Here is a 22,693-nt window from a genome sequence, read left to right as displayed (position 1 = left end):
TCGGGGCGGGGCCCTGGTCACGCACGATGGAGGTACCGACCGGACGAATCCGGATGGACCCGGAGGAAACACCCCGCACCGGCCGGACCGACGACCCCGGGAGGTGACCGAAGTGACCACCGAACACGCCCCCGCGACCGCGATCGCCCGCCGCTGCGCCGACCGCCTCGCCGACCTCGGGCTCACCGAGGCGCAGGCGGCGGCGAAGGCCGGCATGTCGACCGCCTACCTGCACCGCGTCCTGGAACTCGGACCCGCCTTCGACCCGCCCGCCCTGCTGCGGCTGGCCGCCGTCCTCGGCCTGGCGTACGAGGAACTGGTGGCCGGCCGACCCGCCGAACGGGTCGCCCACCCCGACGGCCCCGCGTTGGCCGGACCGCCCGTCCTCGGCGAACTCGGTGTCGCCGAGTGCTGGCAGCGCCTGGGGGCGGGCGGCCTCGGCCGGATCGCCCGCACCGGCCCGGACGGCCCCGTGGTGCGCCCCGTCGGCTACCTGGTGCACGAGCACACCGTCCTGTACCGCACCACCGGGGACGGCGCACTGGCCCCCGGCCCGGGCGGCGACGCCGCGTTCGAGGTGGACCGCGCCGACCCTGACCTGCGCGAAGGCTGGAGCGTGCTGATGATCGGCCCGCTGGAGTACGTCACCGAACCGGGCCTGCTCGCCGAACTGCCCAAGCCGCCCACGCACGGGCGCTGGGTGCGGCTGACCCCGAGCACCGTCACCGGACGCAGCATCCGGGCCGCCCGGCGGGAGTGACCGCGGGGGCCGGTCCGGACAGTGACGCTGGGGAAGGCACTGTTCCGGACCGGCGACCCGCCCGCGCGGGCGGAGCGCCAGGCGTCCGCCGCGACACGCGTCCGTGCTCCGCTGCCGGATCCGTGCTCCCGCCACATCGGGAGGGGCCCGCCGCCGGATCCGTGCTCCCGCCACATCGGGAGGGACCGGCACCCCCGCGGAACACGGGGTTTCCCTGAACAGCGCCCACCGTAGCCGCGGTCCGGCGCGCCGGATTGGCACCGCGTCCACAGCCACTTGGCGCTCCGTCCACCGCGGGCCCAGGCTGGAGGGGACGATCCGCGGCCGGGCCGGCACCGAAGACCGGGCGGGGGCCGGACGGGAAGGACGGGAGGCGGCGACGTGCGATGTCTGGTGACCGGGGCCACCGGGTACCTCGGCGGGCGACTGGTGCCCGAACTGCTGGCCGACGGGGCGAAGGTGCGCTGCCTGGTGCGCGACCCGGCCCGGCTGCGCGACCACCCGTGGCGGGCCGCCGTCGAGGCCGCCACCGGCGACGTCACCCGGCCGGCCACCCTGGACGGGGCCTTCGACGGCGTCGACGTCGCCTACTACCTGGTGCACTCGCTCGGCAGCGGCCCCGACTTCGAACGCACCGACCGGGACGCCGCCCGCGCCTTCGGCCTGGCCGCCGCCCGGGCCGGCGTCCGGCGGATCGTCTACCTCGGCGGCCTCGTCCCGCCCGACCTGCCCGAGGGGCGGCTCTCCCCGCACCTGCGCTCCCGGGTCGCCACCGGCCGGGCCCTGCGCGAGGGCGGCACGCCCGTCACCGAGCTGCGCGCCGCCGTGGTGATCGGCTCCGGCTCGGCCTCCTTCGAGATGCTCCGCCACCTCACCGAGCGCCTCCCGGTGATGGTCACCCCGCGCTGGGTGGACACCCGGATCCAGCCGATCGCCGTCCGCGACGTGCTGCGCCTGCTGCTCGCCGCCGCCCACCTGCCCGACGACCCGGCCACCGACCGGGCCTTCGACGTCGGCGGCCCCGAGGTGCTCACCTACCGCGCGATGATGCAGCGCTACGCCCGCCTCGCGGGCCTGCGGCGGCGCGTGATCGTCTCGGTGCCCGTCCTGACCCCCGGCCTGTCCTCGCACTGGGTCGGCCTGGTCACGCCCGTCCCCGGCGGCCTGGCCCGCCCGCTGGTCGAGTCGCTGCGGCACGAGGTGGTCCGCTCCGAACGGGACCTGGACCGCTGGATCCCCGACCCGCCCGGCGGCCCGATCGGCTTCGACCGCGCCGTCGAGCTCGCGCTGCGCCGGATCCGCGACGACGAGGTGGACACCCGCTGGTCCTCCGCCCTGCTGCCCGGCGCCCCCAGCGACCCGCTGCCCACCGACCCCGACTGGGCGGGCGGCAGCCTCTACCAGGACGTCCGCGAGCGGCGGGTGGCCGCGCCGCCCGAGGCGCTGTGGCGGGTGGTCGAGGGCATCGGCGGCGAGCACGGCTGGTACTCCTTCCCGCTCGCCTGGGCCGTCCGCGGCGCGCTCGACCGGCTGGCCGGCGGCGTCGGGCTGCGCCGCGGACGGCGCTCGCCCGGACGGCTGCGGGTCGGCGACTCGCTCGACTTCTGGCGCGTCGAGGAGATCGAACCCGGACGGCTGCTGCGCCTGCGCGCCGAGATGCGGCTGCCCGGCCTGGCCTGGCTGGAACTCACCGTCACCCCCGACGGGGACGGCGCCCGCTACCGCCAGCGCGCCCTGTTCCACCCGCACGGCCTGGCCGGACAGGCCTACTGGTGGTCGGTGGCCCCGTTCCACGCCGTCGTCTTCGGCGGCATGGCCCGCAACATCGCCGCCCGCGCGGAATCGGCCCGCGCGGAGTCGGCCCGCGCGGCGGCGGCCCCTGCGGAGTCGGCCCGCGGGGAGTCCGGCTGACCGCCCTCCGGGGGGTTGGTTGCGGAGATCCCCCCGGGACGAGATATCTTGACGTCAAGACGTTGCAGACGTGGAAGCTGGAGCTACGGTGACTGACTCGACCATCATCTACACCCACACGGACGAGGCCCCCGCCCTCGCCACGTACTCGTTCCTGCCGGTCGTCCAGGCGTACGCCGCCACCGCCGGCGTGAGCGTGGAGACCCGCGACATCTCGCTGGCCGGTCGGATCATCGCCGTCTTCCCGGAGTACCTCCAGGAGGACCAGCGCATCGCCGACGCCCTCGCCGAGCTCGGCGAGCTGGCCAAGACCCCCGGCGCCAACATCATCAAGCTGCCGAACATCTCGGCCTCCATCCCGCAGCTCAAGGCCGCCGTCGCCGAGCTCCAGGCCCAGGGCTACGCCCTGCCCGACTACCCGGACGACCCGCAGACCGACGAGGAGCGCGACGTCCGCGCCCGCTACGACAAGGTCAAGGGCTCCGCCGTCAACCCGGTCCTGCGCGAGGGCAACTCCGACCGCCGCGCCCCGCTGTCGGTCAAGAACTACGCCAAGACCCACCCGCACCGGATGGGCGCCTGGTCGGCCGACTCCAAGACCAACGTCGCCACCATGGGCGTGAACGACTTCCGCTCCACCGAGAAGTCCACCGTCATCGCCGAGGACGGCGCGCTGCGCATCGAGCTGGTCGCCGAGGACGGCACCGTCACCGTGCTGCGCGAGAAGGTGCCGGTGCTGGCCGGCGAGGTCGTCGACGCCTCCGTGATGCGCGTCGCCGCCCTGAACGAGTTCCTGGCCGCGCAGGTCGCCCGCGCCAAGGCCGAGGGCGTGCTGTTCTCGGTGCACCTCAAGGCCACCATGATGAAGGTCTCCGACCCGATCCTGTTCGGCCACGTCGTGCGCGCCTTCTTCCCGAAGACCTTCGCCGCGTTCGGCGCCGACCTGGCCGCGGCCGGGCTCAACCCGAACAACGGCCTCGGCGGCATCCTGGCCGGCCTGGACAAGCTCCCCAACGGCGCCGAGATCAAGGCCTCCTTCGACGCCGAGATCGCCGACGGCCCGGCCCTGGCCATGGTCGACTCCGACAAGGGCATCACCAACCTGCACGTCCCCAGCGACGTCATCGTCGACGCCTCGATGCCGGCCATGATCCGCACCTCCGGCCACATGTGGGGCCCGGACGGCCAGGAGGCCGACACCCTCGCCGTCCTCCCCGACAGCTCCTACGCGGGCGTCTACCAGGCCACCATCGACGACTGCCGCGCCAACGGCGCCCTCGACCCGGCCACCATCGGCTCCGTCCCGAACGTCGGCCTGATGGCCCAGGCCGCCGAGGAGTACGGCAGCCACGACAAGACCTTCGAGATCGCCGCCGCGGGCACCGTCCGCCTGGTCGACGCGAACGGCGAGACCGTCCTGGAGCAGGCCGTCGCCCCCGGCGACGTCTTCCGCGCCTGCCAGACCAAGGACCTGCCGATCCAGGACTGGGTGAAGCTGGCCGTCACCCGCGCCCGCGCCACCGGCGACCCGGCCGTGTTCTGGCTGGACGCCGAGCGCGCCCACGACGCCGTGCTGATCGAGAAGGTCAAGGCGTACCTGCCCGAGCACGACACCGAGGGCCTGGACATCCAGATCCTCTCCCCGGTCGAGGCCACCAAGCTCTCCCTGGAGCGCATCCGCCGCGGCGAGAACACCATCTCCGTCACCGGCAACGTGCTGCGCGACTACCTGACCGACCTGTTCCCGATCCTGGAGCTGGGCACCAGCGCCAAGATGCTGTCGGTCGTCCCGCTGATGGCGGGCGGCGGCCTGTTCGAGACCGGCGCGGGCGGCTCCGCCCCCAAGCACGTCCAGCAGCTCGTCAAGGAGAACTACCTGCGCTGGGACTCGCTCGGCGAGTTCTTCGCGCTGGCCGCCTCCTTCGAGCACCTGGCCACCACCACCGGCAACGCCGGCGCCCAGGTCCTCGCCGACACGCTGGACCGCGCCACCGGCACCTTCCTCAACGAGGACAAGTCGCCCTCGCGCCGCCTCGGCGGCATCGACAACCGCGGCAGCCACTTCTACCTGGCCCTCTACTGGGCCCAGGAGCTGGCCGCCCAGACCGAGGACGCCGCCCTCGCCGCCGCGTTCGCCCCGCTCGCCGCGACCCTGGCCGAGCAGGAGCAGGCCATCGTCGACGAGCTGATCGCCGTCCAGGGCCAGCCCGCCGACCTCGGCGGCTACTACCAGCCCGACCCGGCCAAGGCCGCCGCCGTGATGCGCCCGTCGAAGACCCTCAACGACGCGCTCGCCGCCCTGGCCTGACCCACCGGCACCCGCACGGCCTGACGCCGCCGCGGCCCGACCCCCCGTTGAGGGGGCCGGGCCGCGGCGGCGTTGCGCGTGCTCCGGCGCGTGCTCCGGCGCGGGATCAGCCGCAGGCGGCGCCGTTCAGCGCGAAGGCGGCCGGGGCCGGGTTGGTGGCGCCCTGGGTGGCGATGAAGCCGAGGGTGACCGAGCCCCCGGCCGGGACCGTCCGGGTGTAGTCCGCCGGGGCCACGCTCACCGCGCCCCCGCTCTGCGTCGCCGTGCCGCCCCACATCTGGCTGACCACCTGCCCCGCGGTGAACGCGAAGGACAGCGTCCAGCCGGTCAGCGCGGCCGTGCCGGTGTTGCGGATCGTGATCTCGCCCTGGAACCCGCCGCCCCAGCTGTTCACCACCCGGTAGTCGACCCCGCAGCCGCTCGCCGGGGCCGCCGCGGTGGTGACGGCGACGGTCGCCGAGCGCGGCGAGCGGTTGCCCGGCGCGTCGAAGGCGTACACCGCGAAGGCGTACGCGGTGCCCGCGGTCAGGCCGGTGACGGTGACCCGGGTGGTGGTGGTCGAGGCGACCACCGTCTCGCCGGAGCCGTCCACCCGCACCGCGTCGTACCGCACCACCCCGACGTCGTCGTTCGAGGCCGCCCAGGACAGGGCGGCCGAGGAGGCCGTGACCGCCCCGGCCACCGGCGTGCCGGGCGCGGTCGGCGGCATCGGCTCGACCGCGACGAGGGAGACGACGAAGGTGGTGACGCTCTGCGCGGGCAGCGTCGCCGTGAACGACCCGCCCGACGGGACGGGACCGGCCTGGGCCGCGAGCGTCCTGGTGGCGTCCGTCACCCAGGCGGACACCCCGGCCGGGGCGGTGCCGCCCGCCAGGGTGAACTGCTGGCTCACCGCCGCCGTCCCCTGGTTGACGGCCACCACCGTCACCGCGGACCCGCCCTGGTACGCCGAGGTCCACACGCCCGACTGCGGGTTCGCGAGCGCGTCCAGCCGCACGTGCCCGGGGCGGACGAACTTCGCGAAGTGCGCCATCACCGCGCCCCGCTTGCTGATCTGCCCGTCCTCGCGCATCGGCCCGTAGCCGCGCCGGATGTACCACCACACGTACGCCTGGAAGCCGCCGTCCACCAGCGCGTGGTGCATGTGCTCGCCGACGCCGAGCGCCTGCGGCCACAGGTCCGCGGAGTCGGAGCTGTTGGGGTAGTACACCTCCGTCATCCACAGCTCCTTGCCCTGCCCCTTCTGCTGGAACAGCGGGTACGGGAAGTTCGCGAACGACGTGCCGTACAGGTGCGCCCCGAGGACGTCCAGGTTGGCGAGCGCCACCGGGTCGTTCAGGACCGGGTCGGAGAGGCCCTTCAGGTACTGGAAGGACTCGGGGGCGATCACCCGGGTGCCGATCGCGCCCGCGTTCTCGCGCAGGAAGCGGACGATCTCGTCGGACGTCCACCACGTCCAGTCCTGCGCGTAGTCGGGCTCGTTCTGCACCGAGACGGCGTGCAGCTCGACCCCGTTGTCCGCCATGAACACCCGGAAGTCCTCCAGGTGCTGGGCGTACGCGCCGTACATGTCGTACCGCAGGCGCCGGGCGTTGGTCTGGCTGCCGCGGACGAAGGTCTCCACCATGGCGGCCGGCGGGTTCCAGGGCGAGGCGAAGACGATCGCGCCCAGCTCGGCGGCCCGCTTCGCGGTCGCCACCTCGCGGCTCCAGTTCGCCCGGTCCTCGTCGACGTGGATCCGCAGCACGGTGAAGCCCAGCTGGCCCGGACCGTTGCCGAACGCGGTCTCGCGCTGGGCGGCCGTCAGGTCACCGGCCCAGAGCGGGTGGTTCATGCCGCCGAAGCCCCGGATGCTCTGGCGCCGCGCCGACGGGTCGATCACCACCGCCGTCCCGGCCGCCGCCGCGCTCGTCGCCGTCGCGGTCGTCGCGGCGGCGAGCACCGGGAGGGCGCCGAGCGCCGCCAGTACGGTCCGGCGGCGGGGGGACGCCGTCCGGTCGGTCGCGGGGTCGTGCGGCACTGGCGTCACGGCGCTCTCCTGGGTCGCTCGGCGGGGGTGGGACCGGAAGCACGGGCATTGTGGGCCGTCGCGCGCGCCCCCGGTCAAGGCGGCCCGGCACCGAACGGCCCCGCGGCCGGGCGCGGCCCGGGGCACCCCGGGGCAACGGCGCAGGTCGGCGCGGACGGGCGGGACGGGCGGGGTGCCGGGCGGCGGGGGCGGCGGCCGTGAAACGAACAGAAAGACGGGGCGTCCGCCGCGGTGCCCTACTGCGGTGCGCCGCCGCCGGGCTCCGCCGCTGCGCTCCGCAGGTCCGCCGGGAACGGACGGGTGCGTACTACAGTGCACGGTATGCCCACGCCGCAATTCATCCTGGACCTGCGCGAACACGTCGGCCACGGCCCGCTGTGGCTGTCCGGCGTCACCGCCGTGGTGGTCCACGACGGTCGGATCCTGCTCAACCGCCGCTCCGACAACGGCCGTTGGGCCCTGCTGCACGGCATCGTGGAACCCGGCGAGCAGCCCGCCGACACCGTGGTCCGGGAGGTGCTGGAGGAGACCGGCGTCACCGTCCGGCCCGAGCGGATCACCAGCGTCCACACCCTGCCCGCCTTCGCCTGCACCAACGGCGACCAGGTGCAGTACCTGGACATCGCCTTCCGCTGCCGCCCGCTGTCCGGCGAAGCGGTGGTCAACGACGAGGAGTCGCTCGCGGTCGCCTGGTTCCCGCTCGACGCCCTCCCGCCGCTGACCCGGGGCGACACCCTGCTGCTGGAGAAGGCACTCGCCGACACCCCCGCGCCCTGGTTCGCCCTGAGCTGAAGCCCCGCGTAACTCCCCTGCGGGGCACGGCCGTTGGGGCGGTCATGGACCATCCGCCGACCCGCCTGCCCGGACGCGGCCCCGGCTGGCACCGGGGCGACCTGCACGTGCACTCGGTGCACTCCGACGGCGAGCTCGCCCCCGCCGAACTGGCCGCCGCGGCCCGCGCCCCCGGGCTCGACCTCCTCGCCACCACCGAGCACGACGCCCCCGCCGCGCCCGGGAGTTGGGGCGAGGCGGGCGGCGACGGCCTGCTGGTGATCCTCGGCGAGGAGGCCACCACCCGCACCGGCCGTCGGCAGCCCGCCGTCGGCAGCAGCGACACCTACCTGCCGGGTCAGCTCGGCACTCCGCAGACCGTCGTCCACGCCCGGGAGTTGAGCGTCCCCGCGGTCCTCGCCGCCGTCCGGGCCGGGCGCAGCTGTATCGCCGAATCCGCCGCCGTGCAGCTGGAGCTCACCGCGGAGGCGACCGGGCGGACGGCCGGGGCCGGCGAGCGCCCGGCCACCGCGGGCCGCCCGGTCGACCTGCTGGTGCGGCTCTCCGGCCTCCCCCGACGGCTGCACGGTGCACTTCCGCACCGAACGCGGCAGGGAGCACCGGGCCCCGGCGGCGGCCGAGGTGCGGTGGGGCACCGACGCCGGGCGGACGGCCTTCGTCCGGGTCGAGGTGCGCCGTCCGGACGGGCGGGTGGCGGCGCCCACCAACCCGGTCCTGCTGGGCTGAGCTTCAGCCCGACAGGCGGACGCCGAACCACTGTTGGGCGCCGTACTGCTCGAAGCGGTCGACCTCGGCGAAGCCCAGGCGTTCGGCGAGCCGCAGCGAGGCGGTGTTGGCGCTCCGGGTGGTCAGGGCGACGGGCGTGCCCGGCCGGGCGGCGGCGAGCCAGTCGAGGGCGGCGGTGCAGGCCTCGGTGGCGTAGCCGCGGCCCCAGGCGTGCGGCAGGAACAGGTAGCCGAGCTCGCGCGCCCCGCCCCCGGGGTGCAGGCGCTCCAGGCGCTCGGAGTCGTGCGGGTCGAGCGTGACGACGCCGATCATCGCCCCGTCCAACTCGACCACCAGCAGCCCCGGGCGGCGGCGGGGCACCTCGGGCAGCTGCCGCTCGAACTCCTCGCGCGGGCGGGCGCCGCCGATGTACGCGCCGACCTCCGGGGAGGTGAACAGCTCGACGATCCCGGCCCGGTCGCGGGCCTCCGGCTCGCGCAGCAGCAGGCGGGCGGTCGGCAGCGGGCCGGGCGGCCAGGGCAGCGGGGCGGGCACGGCCGCGGGTTCGATCACGCGTGCCAACGTACCGTGCACGTCCGAAGGGCGGTCAAGGGCCGTCGTCAAGGGCCGTCAGGGGGCGTCAAGGGGCGGCGGGCGGGTCGCAGGGCGGGGGATTCAGGAGGCCACCAGGTCGCGGCACCAGGCGACCTCGGTGGCCAGCGAGCCGTCCGCGAGGTACTGGCGGACCTGCGGGGCGTCGGCCAGCGCGGTGGCGGCCTCCGGGACGGGGACCTCGCGGAAGCCGAGGTGCTGCCAGAACGCGCCCGCCTCGGTGGAGAAGAGGTAGACCCGGCGGATGCCGCCCGCGGCCGCCTCGGCCAGCACGTCCTCGACCAGGCGGCGGGCGGTGCCGTCCCCGCGCCGGTCCGGCCGGACGGCGACGCTGCGCAGCAGGGCGGCCGGACCGGCGAGCTCCAGGGCGGCGCTGGCGGTCGGGCCGCTGGCGTCCCGGGTGGTCCACAGCAGGGTGCCGGGCTCGTCCAGGCCGTGCGGGTCGAGGCCCTGGGCCTCCAGGAAGGCGGCGAGGTCGTCGGTGGTGGTGGGCATCGGGCGGGCGGTCCTTCCTGGGACGGGAGCGGCAGTCGGAACGGTACCGGGCGGCTGTTACGCGCAGTGGCATGACGCCGTGTCAGGCGGGTGAACCGCCCGGCCGGTCCACCGGGGGCGCCGTCCCGCCGGTCACGCGGAGGGCGGGTCGACCTCCGCCCACAGCCGTTCCTGCTGCTGCTTGTCGCGGTGCCCGAACCGGTCGGCCGTGCCGAGCACCCGGAGCACCGCCGTCGCCACGGCGGCGTCCGGGTGCTCCAGGATCCGGAGGGTGATCCGGTGGCCGCCGCCGGGCAGGCGCTCGACCAGGGGGCGGTGGCCGGTCAGCTTGTGCAGGGCGTCGCCGATCCACCGGGCCCGCTCGGCGGGGCTGCGGTCGGTGCGGTCGGTGCGATCGCCACGGGTGTCGGCGGTGCGGTCGTCGGTGGTGCGGGTGTCGTCGTGTTCCACGGCCCGATCATCCCGCTCCGGGGCGGGACGCGGGGGCGCAACGGTGTTTCGGCCGCGCGGGGGCGGTGGGCTTCCGTTCCCGGTCGGGGTGTGTCCGCTCCGGTCCGCGGGTGTCGCTTCCGGCCGCGGGAACCGACAACCCCCTGCCGGGGACGGGCACCGTCGACCCCCTGCCGGGGGCGTCAGGCCGGGCCGAGGACGATCCGCTCGGTGACCTGCCCGGGGTGGGCGGGCTCGCCGTACAGGGTCGCGGGGTGCAGGTGCCCGGCCCGGTCGAGGGTGAACAGCAGGTCGTGGCCGGGCGGGAGTTCGCCGTCGGCGGGGCGGCGCAGGATGCGGGCGCCCGCGGCGTGGCGGCGGGCCAGTTCGGGGCCGGTCAGGGCGGCCGGGAGGACCATCGCCGCCGGGGTGTCGCCCACCGCGCCGGGTCCGGGCGCGGCGGCGGGCAGCCGGAACACCGGCAGCTCGGACTCGTCGTGCAGCACGGCCGCCGCGAGCGCGTTGAACTCGTCCTCGGCGGTCAGCAGGTACACCGCGGTGACGCCCTCCAGCTCGGCGCCCTCGCCGCTCGCGGTGGCCAGCAGCTCCCCGTCGGCGAGTTCCAGCCCGGCGGCGGAGATCCGGGCCCGCTGCTCGTCGCGCCCGGCCCACAGCAGCACGTCCAGCCCGGCCGAGCGCAGCACGGTGGCCAGCTCGACCGTCCAGGGTTCGCCGCCGACCAGCAGCGGGCGCGAGCGGGCCGGGCGGGTCACCCGCAGCAGCCGGGCCACCGGGACGGCGGTCAGGCCGTACAGCGTGACGGTCAGGACGATCACCAGGAAGGTCGCCGGGAGGATCTTCTCCGCGCCGCCGACGCCCGCCGCGGCCAGCCCGGCGGCGAAGGTCGTGGCGGTGGACGCGGCGACGATGCCGCGCGGGGCCATCCAGCCCAGGAAGGCCCGTTCGCCCTCGGCCAGGTCCGTCCCGGCGGTGGACAGCGCCGCCACCACCGGCCGCACCACGACCACCAGCACCGCGACCAGCGCCAGCGCGGGCAGCACCACCGGCTTGACCGAGGACCAGGTGACGGTCGAGGAGATCGACACGAACAGCACGCCGACGACCAGCGACACCAGGGTCTCGAAGAAGGTCAGCCGCCCCGGCAGGTCGAACGCGGGCACCGTCGCCACCACCACGCCCATCACGACCGCGGAGATCAGCCCGGTGTCCTCGCGCAGCGCGTCGCACAGCGCCGCGATGCCCACCACCGCCGCCAACTGGGCGCTGGTGCCGAGCACTTCGCCCAGCCGCACGTGCACCAGCAGGAACCACAGCACCGCCGCGCCGAGCAGCCCGCCGAGCAGGCCCAGGCCCACGCTGGCGGCGAACTCCACCATCCCGCTGCCGAACTTCCGGTGCTGCTCGCTCACCAGCGCGTGGAAGACCAGCGCGCCCAGGATGCCGCCGACCGCGTCGATCAGCGAGCCCTCCCACACCAGGATCCGCTGCACCCGCTCGGTCGGGCGGACGAAGTTCAGCAGCGGCCCGACCACCGTCGGCCCCGACACCACCAGGATCGCGCCCAGCATCGCCGCCGCCTGCCAGGAGACGCCCAGCAGCGGCGCCGCCGCCAGCGCGGCGGCCGGGGCGGTCAGCACGGTGCCGATCCACACCAGCCGCACCACCGCGTGCCGGGTGTGGCCGGTCAGCTTGCGCAGGTCCAGGCCGAGCCCGGCGTCGTACAGGATGACCGCGACGGCGAGCGAGACCAGCGGGGAGAAGGCCGGTCCGAGCAGTTGGTCGGGGTGGACGTCGTCGGTGACCGCCCCGGCGACGAAACCCACCGGCAGCAGCACGATGATGGCCGGGATGCGCAGCCGGGCGGCCAGCAGTTGGGAGGCGACGGCGAGTACCACGGTCAGCCCGGACCCGATCAGGATCTGCTCAGAGGTCATCCCACCATCCCATGCCGCGGACCGGTCCCCCGCCCCGCCACGCGCCCGGCAGGTCACCCGTCCGGCCCAGCGCCCCTGCCGCGCCGACGCCCGGAACCCGGCCGGGCAACTGCGGCCGTACCGGTCGGAAACGGTGAAACCCGCCCCCGGGCACGGCAGTTGCCCGTGCAGGAACAGCGGACGGACTGCGAACTTCCGGTGACCGTGAGCGCCGCATCCCTTACTGTACGGGCATGGGTTCCAGGGGGAGCGCGGTCGGCGACCGCGGTACGGCAGTGGTGATCGGCGGCGGCCTGGCCGGGTGCCTGGCGGCCTGGGCGCTGCACGGCGTCGCGGAACGGGTGGTGGTGGTCGAACGCGACCGCTATCCGGAGGGCACGGACTTCCGCCCCGGCGTCCCGCAGGCCAAGCACGGCCACCTGCTGCTGGAGGCGGGCCAGCGCACCCTCGACGAGCTGCTGCCCGGCGCCCTCGGCGAACTCCTCGCGGCCGGCGCCACCCGCGTCCCGCTCTCCGGCGGCCTGCGCTGGCTCACCGCCGCGGGCTGGCTCGCCCCGTACGAGAGCGCCCTCGCGGTGCTCACCTGCAGCCGCCCGCTGATCGACCGGCTCGTGCTGGACCGCGTCCGCACCGCGCCGAACATCGAGTTCCGCACCGCCACCGAGGTGACCGGGCTGCTCGGTGACGGACACGCCGTCACCGGCGTGCAGGTCAGCGGCCGCGGCCGGGACCGGGACGGCGAGGAGAGCGGCGAGATATCCGCCGAACTGGTCGTCGACGCCGCCGGACGCGCCACCCACGCCGCCAAGTGGCTCTCGGTGCTCGGCGCCCCCGCCGCCCCCCGCGAACGGGTCGACGCCGGGGTCTCCTACGCCACCCGCTTCTACCACCGGCCCGCCGACGCCGACCCCGGATCCGCCCTCTACCTGCAGAGCCACGCCCCCGAGCAGGGCCGCTTCGGCGTCCTGCTGCCCGTCGAGGGAGACCGCTGGATCGTCGGCATGGGCGGCATGCGCGGCTTCGAACCCTCGATGCAGGCCGAGGAGTTCGAGAAGCAGCTCGGCCTGCTCCGCGACCCCGGCATCGCCGAGGCGATCACCGGCGCCAAGCCCACCGGACCCGCCCGCGGCTTCGTCCCCGGCCCCAGCGTCTGGCGGCACTACGAACGCTCCGCCCCGCACGGCTTCCTCGCCCTCGGCGACGCCTCCTGCACCTTTAACCCGGTCTACGGCCAGGGCATGACCGTCGCCGCCCTCGGCGCCCGCGCCCTGCGCAACGCCGTCGGCAAGCACGGCGACCTCGGCCACGCCGCCGTCCGGGAGACCCGCGACGCCATCGCCGCGGCCACCAGGAACCCCTGGCAGATGGCGGCCGGCGAGGACGTCCGCTTCCCCGGCACCATCGGCGGGCCCTCCGGCCTCCAGGTCCGCGTCCAGCAGCGGATGCTGGACCGGGTGCTGGCCCGCGCCGTCACCGACGCCCGGGTCGCCGCCGCGTTCCACCAGGTCGCCGCCATGGTGGAACCGCCCACCCTGCTGTTCCGCCCCTCGGTGCTGGGGCCGGTCCTGTTCGGCGGCTGACCGGGCCCGCCGCTGAGCGGCGGGAGGTCAGATCCCGTGGGTGGGCAGCAGCAGGATCCGCTCGGGGTCGTAGCGCCGCCAGACCGGGGCGGCGGTGCTGCCGAGCAGGCGCAGGCGGCACCAGGGCGTGCCCTCGGGGGAGTGCCACCAGGCGTTGATCCGGCCCAGGGCCCAGCCGTCGGTGCCGCCGGAGCCGCCGGAGTCACCGGAGCCGTCGGGGCCGTCGGAGTCGTCGAGCCGGACTTCGACGGGCTGGTACGCGGGGCGGACGTCCTGCTCGGGCGGGGACCAGGCGGGGTCGGTCTGCAGCTGCGGAGGGAGCACTGCGGGCCTCCTTCGAGTCCGGTCGGCGGGGGTGACGGGCGCGGGGTGCGGGGTGCGGGGTACGGGGTGCCCGAACGGCCCGGCTGGGTGACGATCGGGAACACTCTACAGAGGTGTAGAAACCAATGGCGGGCAATCCGGGCGGTGTGGCGCAACGACGCCGCCCCGGTGGCGCGTTCACGGCTGCCCGGCGGTGCTGCCCGGTGGTGCTGCCGGGCGGAATCGCGGGGCCCGGGCGGGCCGGTCATAGACTCGACGGGTGACAGCTGAGGACTCCACGATCGAGGCGCTGGGCGCCCTCGCCGACCCGGTGCGGCGCGCCCTCTACCGGTACGTGGCCGAGGCGGCGGAGGAGGTCGGCCGGGACGCGGCGGCCGAGGCCGCGGGCGTCTCCCGCTCGCTGGCCGCCTTCCACCTGGACAAGCTGGTCGAGGCGGGCCTGCTGACGGCCGCCTACCGCCGCCCGGCCGGACGCGGCGGCCCCGGCGCCGGGCGCCCCGCCAAGGTGTACCGCCGGGCGGACGCCGAGTTCGCCGTGGCGCTGCCCCCGCGGGAGTACGGCGCGGCCGGGCGGCTGCTCGCCGAGGTGGTCGAACGGGCGGGCCTGGACCGCGAGTTGCAGGCCGCGGCGCGCGCGGCGGGCGGGCAGGAGCAGCCTCCGGACCTGCCGGAGGCACTGCGCGGGCGCGGCTACGCGCCGTTCCTGGACGGGGAGGTGCTGCGGCTGCGCAACTGCCCGTTCCACGCGCTGGCGGACGAGTTCCCGGCGCTGGTGTGCGGGATGAACCTGGCGCTGCTGGCCGGGCTGGCGGGGGAGGAGTGGACGGCCGCGATGGACCCGTGCGCGGGTGGCTGCTGCGTCTCCCTCTCTAAAAACAATAACCATTGACGATAGAAGCCGGGCCGGGCCATGCTTGCCGCATGACCACCCCTCAGTTCGCCGTGCCCGCACCCGGCCACCACCTCGCCCAGGTCAACATCGGCCGCACCGTCGCCCCGCTGAAAAGCCCCGAACTCGCCGACTTCGTGGCCCAGTTGGCCGAGATCAACGCACTCGCCGAACGCAGCCCCGGCTTCGTCTGGCGGATGGTCGACGAGGCCGGGGCGGACGCGACCGGCCTGCGCCCCGACCGGGACGACGACCTGCTGCAGATCAACTGCTCGGTCTGGGAGTCGGTCGCGGCGCTCCGCGACTTCACCTACCGCAGTGGCCACCTGCGGGTGCTTGCCCGCCGCCGCGAGTGGTTCCAGCGCCCCGAGGGGGCGCACCAGGCGATGTGGTGGGTGCCGATCGGCCACCGCCCGAGCGTCGCCGAGGCGATGGCGCGGATCGCCGCGATCCGCGCCCACGGCCCCGGCCCCGAGGCGTTCACCTTCCGGGAGGCCCAGTCGGCGCCGGGCGGCGCGGGCTGAGCCGGGCGCTCCCCGGGAGGGCCCCTGGTGCCCCCCGGGCCGCGCCTGGTGCTCCCCGAGCGGGGCCCCTGGCGCTTTGACTAAGCGCTTGCTTAGACTCGGTGGGGCGGGGCCGCCGGTCCATCCCCCGAGCACCGGCGGTCCCGCCCTCCCGCCCCACCCCCGTCCGCCGCAGGAGCGCACCATGCCGGTCACGAACCGTCAGATCCGTCTCGCCCGCCGCCCCGCCGGCCCGGTCCGCCCCGAGGACTGGGCGCGGACCGAGGAGCCGGTCGCCGCCCCGGAGGAGGGCTGGTTCCTCGGCCGCACCCGCTACCTCTCCCTCGACCCGGCGATGCGCGGCTGGCTCGACGACCGCCCCTCCTACCTGCCGCCCGTCGGCCTCGGCGAGGTGATGCGGGCCGGGTCGATCGTCGAGGTGGTCGAATCCGCCCACCCCGACTACCGGGTCGGCGAGTTCGTCACCGGCACCTTCGGCGTCCAGGAGTACGTCCGCTCCGACGGCCGCGGCACCCACCGGGTCGACCCGGCGCTCGCCCCGCTCCCCACCCACCTCGGCGCCCTCGGCATGCCCGGCATGACCGCCTACTTCGGCCTGCTGGAGGTCGGCGCGCTGAAGGAGGGCGAGACCGTCGTGGTCTCCGGCGCGGCGGGCGCCGTCGGCAGCCTGGTCGGCCAGATCGCCAAGCTGAAGGGCTGCCGGGTGGTCGGCATCGCCGGAGGCCCCGCCAAGTGCGCCTGGCTCACCGGCGAACTGGGCTTCGACGCGGCCGTCGACTACCAGAACGAGGACGTCCGCCGCGCCCTGCGCACCCACGCCCCCGACGGCATCGACGTCTACTTCGACAACGTCGGCGGCCCGGTCCTGGACGCCGCGCTCACCCGGCTGGCGATGCACGCCCGGGTGGTGGTCTGCGGCGCGATCAGCCAGTACAACAACGAGCAGGCCGTCCAGGGCCCCGCCAACTACCTCTCCCTGCTGGTCCGCCGGGCCCGCATGGAGGGCTTCGTCGTCTTCGACCACGCCGCCCGCTACCGCGAAGCCGCCCGGGAGATCGCGGGCTGGATCGCCGACGGCCGCCTCACCGCCCGCGAACACGTGGTCAAGGGCGGCATCGACGACTTCCCGGAGACCTTCCAGATGCTGTTCCGCGGCGCCAACACGGGCAAGCTGGTCCTCGAACTCGGCTGAGCCGAGGGCTGGACAGGGCCAGGTTCTGTCCGGCCGGTCTCGGGTCATGGGAGGATGCCGTCCATGACTCGCATCCGAAGGGGCCGTGCCGCGTAGAACACCGGCTTCGCTCCGGCCGCGGAAATGCGGCTGGGGTCTGCCCTGGGTGCGGTACCGCGATGTCCCAGGTCTGTCGGGAGCGGCGAATGCCGCTGTCCGCGTGCTCGAACGGGAGCGGTTGTCTCCGGGCGTCGTGGCGGTGGCGTTGAGCGTGTGGTCCGTGCGCGTCCACGGCACGAGGCGCCGGTGGAGGCGGTGTGAGGCGGAGTCCACCTGCCCCTGCTGCGGCGAGGGCTGGGCCCGGGACAAGCTGCAAGAGGCTCTGTTCATGCTTCCGCCGAGGGCCGCCGCCGAACTTCGGGTGCAGGTGGATCGCCTGGACGCGGTGCTCCTCGGGCGGACGCATCACGAGCCGACGGCAGACCCGGAGCTGGCGTGGTGGCATCGCAGGTGCTGACCGTACCGATGCCGCCCACGGCAACCGCCGGACCCGCCGCTACCTGCGGCGATGCGGTGTCCGCCACGCCATCCCCGAGAAGAGCGACCAGGCCGTGAACCGCGTACGCCCGGGCCGGAGGTCGCCCACCCGGCTCCGACAAGGAGCGGTGCAAGAGGCGCAGCACCGTGGAACGGGCGATCAACGAGCCCGGGAACCACCGGGCCGTGTCCACGAGGTACGACAAGCGCGCATGCGTCTGCCCGGGCACCGTCACTGCCGCAGCGGCCGTCATCCGGCTCCGGACACGACCGGCCGGACAGGGCTAGTTGAGGGGGCGCAGGCGGGTGCCGGAGGTGGTGACCGCTTCGACCGTGGTGGGGCCGGTGCCCGGGTTCTCGACGGCCAGGGTGCGGGTGGGCGGGGCGGGCTGGTCGAGCCTGCGGGACGGGGTGGTGACGATCAGGCGGGAGACCCGGCGGCTGGCGGCGACCAGCAGGTACGGGGTGCCGTTGGGGGCGCGCCAGCGGTACTGGGCGACGGTGTCCTGCTCGTAGCGGCTGCAGGCCCGGCCGTCCGCGTGGGCGAGGCGTTCGGCGCGGCCGCCGTTCGGGGGGAGGACCGCGGCCGCGGCGCTGCCGGAGCCGTCCCAGTGGTCGGCGCGCAGGCACGCCCAGGCCAACTCCCCGGCGTTCTGCGGGAGTTTCTGGTCGGCGAACTCCCAGAGGTTCAACTGCCGCACCTCCGGGCCGACTTCGGGCACCGCGCAGGCACCCGCCGCCCACCGGCGCAGGGCCTGGGCGCTGACGGCCTCCCGGGGCGGGCGGGCCTGGGCGGAGCCGTCCGGGGGCGGCGTGTACGTCAGGTGGGCCGGGGTGAGACCGCCCAAGTCGGCCATCAGGAAGGCGTGTTGCTCGGCGACCACCGGGTCCGAGCGCAGTTGCAGCACCGGCCCGGGGCAGCCCCGGGCGGCAGTGTCCGGCACCGGGTCGGTGACGCCGCCCGGGAAGGGCAGTGGGCGCTCGGCCTGGTCGGGGCGGTCCAGGCGGCGGGTTGCCGCGGCGGCGATCCACGGCGCCAGCAGGTAGCGGGTGCCGCGGTCGTCCCGGTGCAGGACGACCGCCGCCCCGGCCGTCACGTCGCTGTCCCCGGCGGGGGAGAGCGCCAGGGCCGGGCCCGCGGCCGGGGCGTCGGTGTAGCGGGCCAGGCTGCGGCCGTCCGTCAGCAGCACCACCGCGGCGCCGTCCAGCCGTCCCGCGTACAGGAGTTGGGGCACGGCGGCGGGCGGGGCGGTCTGCTGCCAGGCGGTGGTGGCGCGGCCGATCAGGGCGGTGTCGTCGCGCAGGTCGCCGCGGGCGGGCCAGACGGCGAGGCCCAGTTTCGCGGTGCGCCGCCACAGGTCGTCGGCGCGGCGCACGGGGGCGGCGGCGGTGGACGCGGCAGGTGGGGCGGCGGCCGAACTGCCGGTGCCCGGCTGGGGGGAGAGCAGGACCGGCAAGACCGAGGCGGTCACCGCCACCGCCACCGCCGAGGCCAGCACGGCCAGTCGGCGGCGGCGCAGCAGGTCGCCCGGCTGCAGGTGGACGGTGCAGGCGTCGTAGCCGGGCGGCAGGTCGGACCAGCTCGGGCCGCCCAGCGAACGCAGCAACTCGGCGCCCGCGCGGGCGGGTTCGGCGGGCGTCTCCACCCCCGCCCAGGCCAGCACCTCGGCGGCCTCGGCCCGGTCCAGGCCGTCCAGCGCCTGCAGGGCGAAAGCGGCCCGGGCCGGGGGCGGCAACTCGGCCAGCCGGGCGTCCAGTTCGGCGTCCGCGTCGTCCGGCGGGGTGAACAGCCGCACGCCCCACACCCGGGGGAACCCGGCCGACGCCCAGCGCCGACGGCGCAGCGCCCCCCGCAGCACCCGGACCCGGGCCGCCGGGTACCCGTCCTCCCCGGCCGTCCGCCCGCCCACCACCGGCAGGGCCCGCTGCACCACCGCGTGCGCCGCCACCACCCGCGCGTGCCGCCCCCGGTCGGCGGGCAGCGTCACGTACGCCAGGCACACCAGCCGCCGGTAGTGCCGCACCAACACGGCCTCTGCGGAAGCGAGTTGACCACCGGGGGCGGCCACCCCGGGCCGCGGCAGCGTCTTGAGATCCATCGGCCCTCCGAGGTGTCGGGAAGAAACCCGGTTACGTCGGACGGACCAACGAGTGGATCATCGGATAGTTGCGCCGCGTCCGCGCCGCGCCCGCGCTGGGCTCGTGCGGAGGCCCTGGCGGAGGCTCCGGCGAGGGGGCGCTGCCGACCGGGTGAATCCGGATGCACCGAGTGGTCATCCGGTTACTGCTTGCTGCTATCAATGGCGGTGCGCTCGACTCCGAGTCGCACTCCCCAATGGTCGTCCGTAGGCGAAGCGCTTCGGCGTGCGCGGCGGACGACCGCGACGAGAACGGAACCCGTCCCCATGGCAACCGCATTCCGCCGGGCGCTCACCCTGGCCGCCCTCGCGCTGACGGCCTCCTTCCTGCCGGCCGGACAGGCGGACGCCGCCGACCCGGCCCCGCACCCCGGCATCTACTGCCTCGCCAACGCCTGGGGCACCGCGAGCATCGGGACGAAGCCCTGCGACGCCAACGACCAGGGGCAGCACTTCACCGTCTCGGGGCAGCAGATCTCCCTCAGCAACGCCCCCGCGTACTGCCTCGCCAACGCCTGGGGCACCGCGAACGTCACCACCAAGCCCTGCGACCCGCAGGACCTCGGCCAGTACTGGACCGTCTCCGGCCAGCAGATCTCGCTGACCTACGCCCCCGCGTACTGCCTCGCCAACGCCTGGGGCACCGCGAACGTCTCCACCAAGCCCTGCGACACCCGTGACCCGGGCCAGCACTGGGTGACCTTCGACGAGCAGATCAGCCTGGCGTACGTCTGATCCGCGGCGTCCGAGGTGTCCGCCGGGGCGGTCGGGCCCCGGCGGACGGTCCGGACGGACGGCCCGTCAGACCGGACCGTCGTGGCGGGCGCTGGAGCGCCAGTCGGCGGTGCGCACCAGGCACTCCAGGTGGGCCAGCCGGAACGGGCCCAGCGCGGGGTCGGCCAGCAGGGCGGCCACCAGTGCGGGCCAGGTGCCGCCCGGGCGGAACGGGGCCGCGGGGGAGAGCGGGCGGGACGGGAAGTGCTCGCCGGTCGAGACGGACACCGGCGGGGTGCGGTCGCCCTCGCGCACGCCCAGCAGGGTGCCCGCCTCCTCGCCGGGCTCGGGGCGGACCGAGACCCGGACCTGCCCGTGGTGCGCCGCGACCAGGTAGGTGACCAGTGCCGGGTCGACACCGTCCGGGCGCCAGTGGTCGCCGTCCAGCAGCAGCAGCGCGCTGACCAGCTCGTGCCGGAAGTGCGGGCGGGCGGAGACCCCGTTGTTCCAGGGCGCCCTGGACTTGGCGAGCAGCCCCTCGGGCGGGTCGCCGCTGCCGTCGCGCAGCTTGGCCTGGAACACCCCGTGGCACTTGCCGAGGTCGTGCAGCCGGGCGGCGAGCGCCACCGCCTCCCGCTGCGCCCCGCGCGGGCCGGGTAGGACGGAGGTGAGCGCCCGGGCCTCCTCCTCGGTCTCCCGCAGGTGCTGGTCCAGGCCGACCCAGGCGGTGCACCCGGTCGCGGGGGGCGTGCGCCCGGTGAACAGCGAGGGCACCGGGACGCGGCTGTCCGGGGACCAGCCCGCCCCCGGGAGGTGGCCGCCGCGGGCGGAGTCGAAGAGCAGGACGGCGCCGGAACGCAGCTCCCCGGCCGCGGCCCGCCGCCACCGGCCGTCGGCGCGGTCCCGCAGCCACGCCCCGCCGCCCTCCTTGCTCCCGCGGGCCCGCAGCAGGGCCCGGACCTCGGCGAGCGGCGCCTCGCACTGCTCGGCCCACCCGGGCTCCGGCTCGTCCGGCGCCGGTCCGCCCGCCGCCCCCCAGTCGCGCCAGGCGACGAAGACCGTCCGCTCCGCCTCCGCGCACACCCACGGGTCGGCGTCCGCCGGTCCGGCCGCCCGCCCGGTGTCGAACAGCGCCGCCAGCTCGGCCGCACCCAGCGCGGGGGAGGGCGGCACCCCCGGCCCGGCGACCCGGGCCCGGAACAGGTCGGCGGCGGAGACGGCCGCCCCCTCGTGCGCCTCCAGCCACTGCGCCGCCGCCGACTCCGGCCCGTCCGGCCCGTCCGCAGCGTCCGCCGCGTCCGGCGGTACGCACCACAGCAGGTCGCCGCCCTCCGGGTGCTCGCCGTGCCGGTTGCAGCGCCCGGCGCGCTGGACGAGGGCGCTCCACGGGGCGAGTTCGGTCAGCACCGTGCGGCCGGACAGGTCGGACCCGGCGTCCAGCGCCCGGGACGCCACCACGAAGCCGTCCCCGTGGCTGTCCCTGTGGCTGTCCCTGTGGCTGTCGGTCAACTCCCGTACCAGGGAATGCCGTTCGGCGGGGCGCAGGTACGGGTGCAGCAGCACCACGGGCCGGTCGGGGTGGGCGGCGCGCAGCGCGGCGTGCAGGTCGCGGGCCCGCCGCGGGGAGTCGAGCAGGGCGAGGGTGCGGGTGCCGGGCCGGTGCGCGGCGCCCAGGGCCGCGGCCAGCTCGGCCACGTACCGGCCGGGGTCCGGGTGCAGGCGGCGGATCCGGCGCAGCGGGGTGGGGCCCGGGCCGGGGCCGGGCGGGGGAGCGGTGCCGTCGCCGACCGCGGACATCCAGGTGCTGCCGGTCGGCGCCGTGGTGCCCAGCTCCTCGCGCAGCGCCTGCAGCCGCTCGCCGGTGGCCAGGCCGGGTCCGAGCAGCGGCGCCTCGTCGAACACCCAGTGGGCGTCGTTGTTGAGCAGCGCGAAGGAGACCGGCGCCATCGTCCGGCTGTCGGCGAACCCGCGCATCAGCGCCCGGCTCAGCAGCACGTCGTGGGTGCCGACCAGGACGGCGGTCCGCTCCGGGTTGCGCCGCCAGGCCCCGTGCTGCCCGTCCGGGCCGGCCAGCAGGTGCAGGTCGACCTGCTGCGCCAGGCCCAGGCGCTCCAGCCACTCGCCGATCCGGGCGTGCGTCCAGTCCGCGAGGCTGCCCTGCGGCAGCACGTACACCAGCCGCCGCGGGGTCGCCCCCGGCGCCGAGACCGTCCGCCGGTACAGCCAGGCCAGCACCGCGCCCGCGGTCTTCCCGCCCCCCGACGGCACCCGCACCCACCGCGGCAGCCCGCGCTCCGCGAGCGCCCGCTGGTGGGCGTGCGGCCGGTGGCCGGTCGCCGTGCGGAAGAACTCCCCGTACCCCTGCGGCCCTTCGTACCCCTGCGTCATCCACGTCCCCTCGTCACGGTGGACCCCGACTCTAGGCCGCGGTACGGACGGGCGGGGAGGGGTGACGGGGCGTCAGGGCGCGCGCAGGGCGGCCTGGAGGGCCCGTTCGGTCGGCTCGGAGGCCGTGGGCGGTCTCCCGCAGCTCCGGCGGCAGGTCGCGGCGCGCGTCCTCGCGCAGGAGCAGCGCGACGCCCTCCGGCAGCACGACGACGGCGTCTTCCGAGTGGCCGTCCCCCGCTCGGCCGGGGGCAGGTGCGGGGCGGTCAGGGCCAGGAAGCGCGCGGCGTCCAGGTCGGCGGCCGCGCCGTCCGCGAACCGCAGCAGGTAGCGGTCCTAGTAGGGCTTGGTCAGGTTCGCCTGAGTGCGGGTATGTCGCGGTGGCAGGTCGGGCAGTGTCCTGCCCAGGTGGCGAGGACCAGCTGCAGCTCGCGG

General features: G+C 75.9%; 18 protein-coding genes. 10 read left to right on the top strand and 8 right to left on the bottom strand.

From position 1 onward, the window contains the following. The first annotated feature begins 112 nt into the window (after positions 1-112). The 3 genes from OO57_RS05260 (at position 113) to OO57_RS05250 (ending at position 4,979) form a co-directional block, all read left to right on the top strand. Positions 113-760 (top strand): pyridoxamine 5'-phosphate oxidase family protein, encoded by a 648-nt coding sequence (locus OO57_RS05260; protein ID WP_033251084.1) that lies wholly within the window; start codon positions 113-115, stop codon positions 758-760. A gap of 381 nt (positions 761-1,141) precedes the next feature. Beyond that, the gene (locus OO57_RS05255; protein WP_051776620.1) at positions 1,142-2,671 is read left to right on the top strand and encodes an SDR family oxidoreductase; all 1,530 of its coding nucleotides are present in this window, start codon (positions 1,142-1,144) and stop codon (positions 2,669-2,671) included. An 88-nt stretch (positions 2,672-2,759) separates the two neighbouring features. Continuing rightward, positions 2,760-4,979, top strand: a complete 2,220-nt coding sequence (locus OO57_RS05250) for an NADP-dependent isocitrate dehydrogenase (RefSeq protein WP_033251083.1) — start codon at positions 2,760-2,762, stop codon at positions 4,977-4,979. Positions 4,980-5,085: 106 nt separating this feature from the next. Here the strand turns inward: OO57_RS05250 and OO57_RS44560 are convergent, their stop codons facing one another. Then, positions 5,086-7,008 (bottom strand): cellulose binding domain-containing protein, encoded by a 1,923-nt coding sequence (locus OO57_RS44560; RefSeq protein ID WP_081973461.1) that lies wholly within the window; start codon positions 7,006-7,008, stop codon positions 5,086-5,088. Positions 7,009-7,329: 321 nt separating this feature from the next. Between OO57_RS44560 and OO57_RS05240 the strand changes: the two genes are divergently transcribed. Together OO57_RS05240 and OO57_RS45140 are read left to right on the top strand one after the other, a co-directional pair. Continuing rightward, positions 7,330-7,800, top strand: a complete 471-nt coding sequence (locus OO57_RS05240; protein WP_033251081.1) for an NUDIX hydrolase — start codon at positions 7,330-7,332, stop codon at positions 7,798-7,800. A gap of 567 nt (positions 7,801-8,367) precedes the next feature. After that, on the top strand, positions 8,368-8,526 hold the full coding sequence (locus tag OO57_RS45140; RefSeq protein WP_234337226.1) for a hypothetical protein: 159 nt from the start codon (positions 8,368-8,370) through the stop codon (positions 8,524-8,526). Between the two features lie 3 nt (positions 8,527-8,529). On the opposite strand, the gene OO57_RS05235 is transcribed toward OO57_RS45140, so the two are convergent. The 4 genes from OO57_RS05235 to OO57_RS05220 form a co-directional block, all read right to left on the bottom strand. Beyond that, positions 8,530-9,078: a GNAT family N-acetyltransferase gene (locus OO57_RS05235; RefSeq protein WP_033251080.1), complete on the bottom strand. Its 549-nt coding sequence runs from the start codon at positions 9,076-9,078 to the stop codon at positions 8,530-8,532. 102 nt (positions 9,079-9,180) lie between these two features. Continuing rightward, positions 9,181-9,612, bottom strand: coding sequence for a GNAT family N-acetyltransferase (locus OO57_RS05230; protein WP_033251079.1), 432 nt, complete (start codon positions 9,610-9,612; stop codon positions 9,181-9,183). 132 nt (positions 9,613-9,744) lie between these two features. Then, the gene (locus tag OO57_RS05225) at positions 9,745-10,062 is read right to left on the bottom strand and encodes a hypothetical protein (protein ID WP_033251078.1); all 318 of its coding nucleotides are present in this window, start codon (positions 10,060-10,062) and stop codon (positions 9,745-9,747) included. A gap of 182 nt (positions 10,063-10,244) precedes the next feature. After that, on the bottom strand, positions 10,245-11,996 hold the full coding sequence (locus OO57_RS05220) for a cation:proton antiporter (RefSeq protein WP_033251077.1): 1,752 nt from the start codon (positions 11,994-11,996) through the stop codon (positions 10,245-10,247). Between the two features lie 233 nt (positions 11,997-12,229). On the opposite strand from OO57_RS05220, the gene OO57_RS05215 reads away from it, so the two are divergent. After that, a complete protein-coding gene (locus OO57_RS05215; RefSeq protein ID WP_051776618.1) occupies positions 12,230-13,576 on the top strand; it encodes an NAD(P)/FAD-dependent oxidoreductase in 1,347 nt (448 codons plus the stop codon). A 27-nt stretch (positions 13,577-13,603) separates the two neighbouring features. Here OO57_RS05215 and OO57_RS05210 read toward each other — a convergent pair whose 3' ends face one another. Continuing rightward, positions 13,604-13,900 (bottom strand): hypothetical protein, encoded by a 297-nt coding sequence (locus OO57_RS05210; protein ID WP_033251075.1) that lies wholly within the window; start codon positions 13,898-13,900, stop codon positions 13,604-13,606. Between the two features lie 259 nt (positions 13,901-14,159). On the opposite strand from OO57_RS05210, the gene OO57_RS05205 reads away from it, so the two are divergent. The 3 genes from OO57_RS05205 (at position 14,160) to OO57_RS05195 (ending at position 16,505) form a co-directional block, all read left to right on the top strand. Next, entirely contained in the window at positions 14,160-14,789 is a 630-nt protein-coding gene (locus OO57_RS05205) for a helix-turn-helix transcriptional regulator (protein ID WP_033251074.1), read from the top strand. A gap of 32 nt (positions 14,790-14,821) precedes the next feature. Continuing rightward, entirely contained in the window at positions 14,822-15,313 is a 492-nt protein-coding gene (locus OO57_RS05200; protein ID WP_051776616.1) for a DUF3291 domain-containing protein, read from the top strand. A 184-nt stretch (positions 15,314-15,497) separates the two neighbouring features. Next, on the top strand, positions 15,498-16,505 hold the full coding sequence (locus OO57_RS05195; RefSeq protein WP_106973901.1) for an NADP-dependent oxidoreductase: 1,008 nt from the start codon (positions 15,498-15,500) through the stop codon (positions 16,503-16,505). A gap of 800 nt (positions 16,506-17,305) precedes the next feature. Here OO57_RS05195 and OO57_RS43565 read toward each other — a convergent pair. Further along, positions 17,306-19,120 (bottom strand): hypothetical protein, encoded by a 1,815-nt coding sequence (locus OO57_RS43565; RefSeq protein ID WP_063737496.1) that lies wholly within the window; start codon positions 19,118-19,120, stop codon positions 17,306-17,308. A 306-nt stretch (positions 19,121-19,426) separates the two neighbouring features. Between OO57_RS43565 and OO57_RS05180 the strand changes: the two genes are divergently transcribed. Then, positions 19,427-19,894, top strand: coding sequence for a ricin-type beta-trefoil lectin domain protein (locus tag OO57_RS05180; RefSeq protein ID WP_033251072.1), 468 nt, complete (start codon positions 19,427-19,429; stop codon positions 19,892-19,894). A 66-nt stretch (positions 19,895-19,960) separates the two neighbouring features. Here the strand turns inward: OO57_RS05180 and OO57_RS05175 are convergent, their stop codons facing one another. Continuing rightward, positions 19,961-22,261 carry a CRISPR-associated endonuclease Cas3'' gene (locus tag OO57_RS05175; RefSeq protein WP_033251071.1) on the bottom strand — a complete coding sequence of 767 codons (2,301 nt, stop codon included), beginning with the start codon at positions 22,259-22,261 and terminating at the stop codon, positions 19,961-19,963. Between the last annotated feature and the right edge of the window lie 432 nt (positions 22,262-22,693).

The sequence above is a fragment of the Kitasatospora phosalacinea genome (assembly GCF_000717185.1).
GTDB lineage: Bacteria > Actinomycetota > Actinomycetes > Streptomycetales > Streptomycetaceae > Kitasatospora > Kitasatospora phosalacinea_A.
Note: the sequence above shows the minus strand (reverse complement) of the source record. Positions and strands in the feature narration are given on the sequence as shown.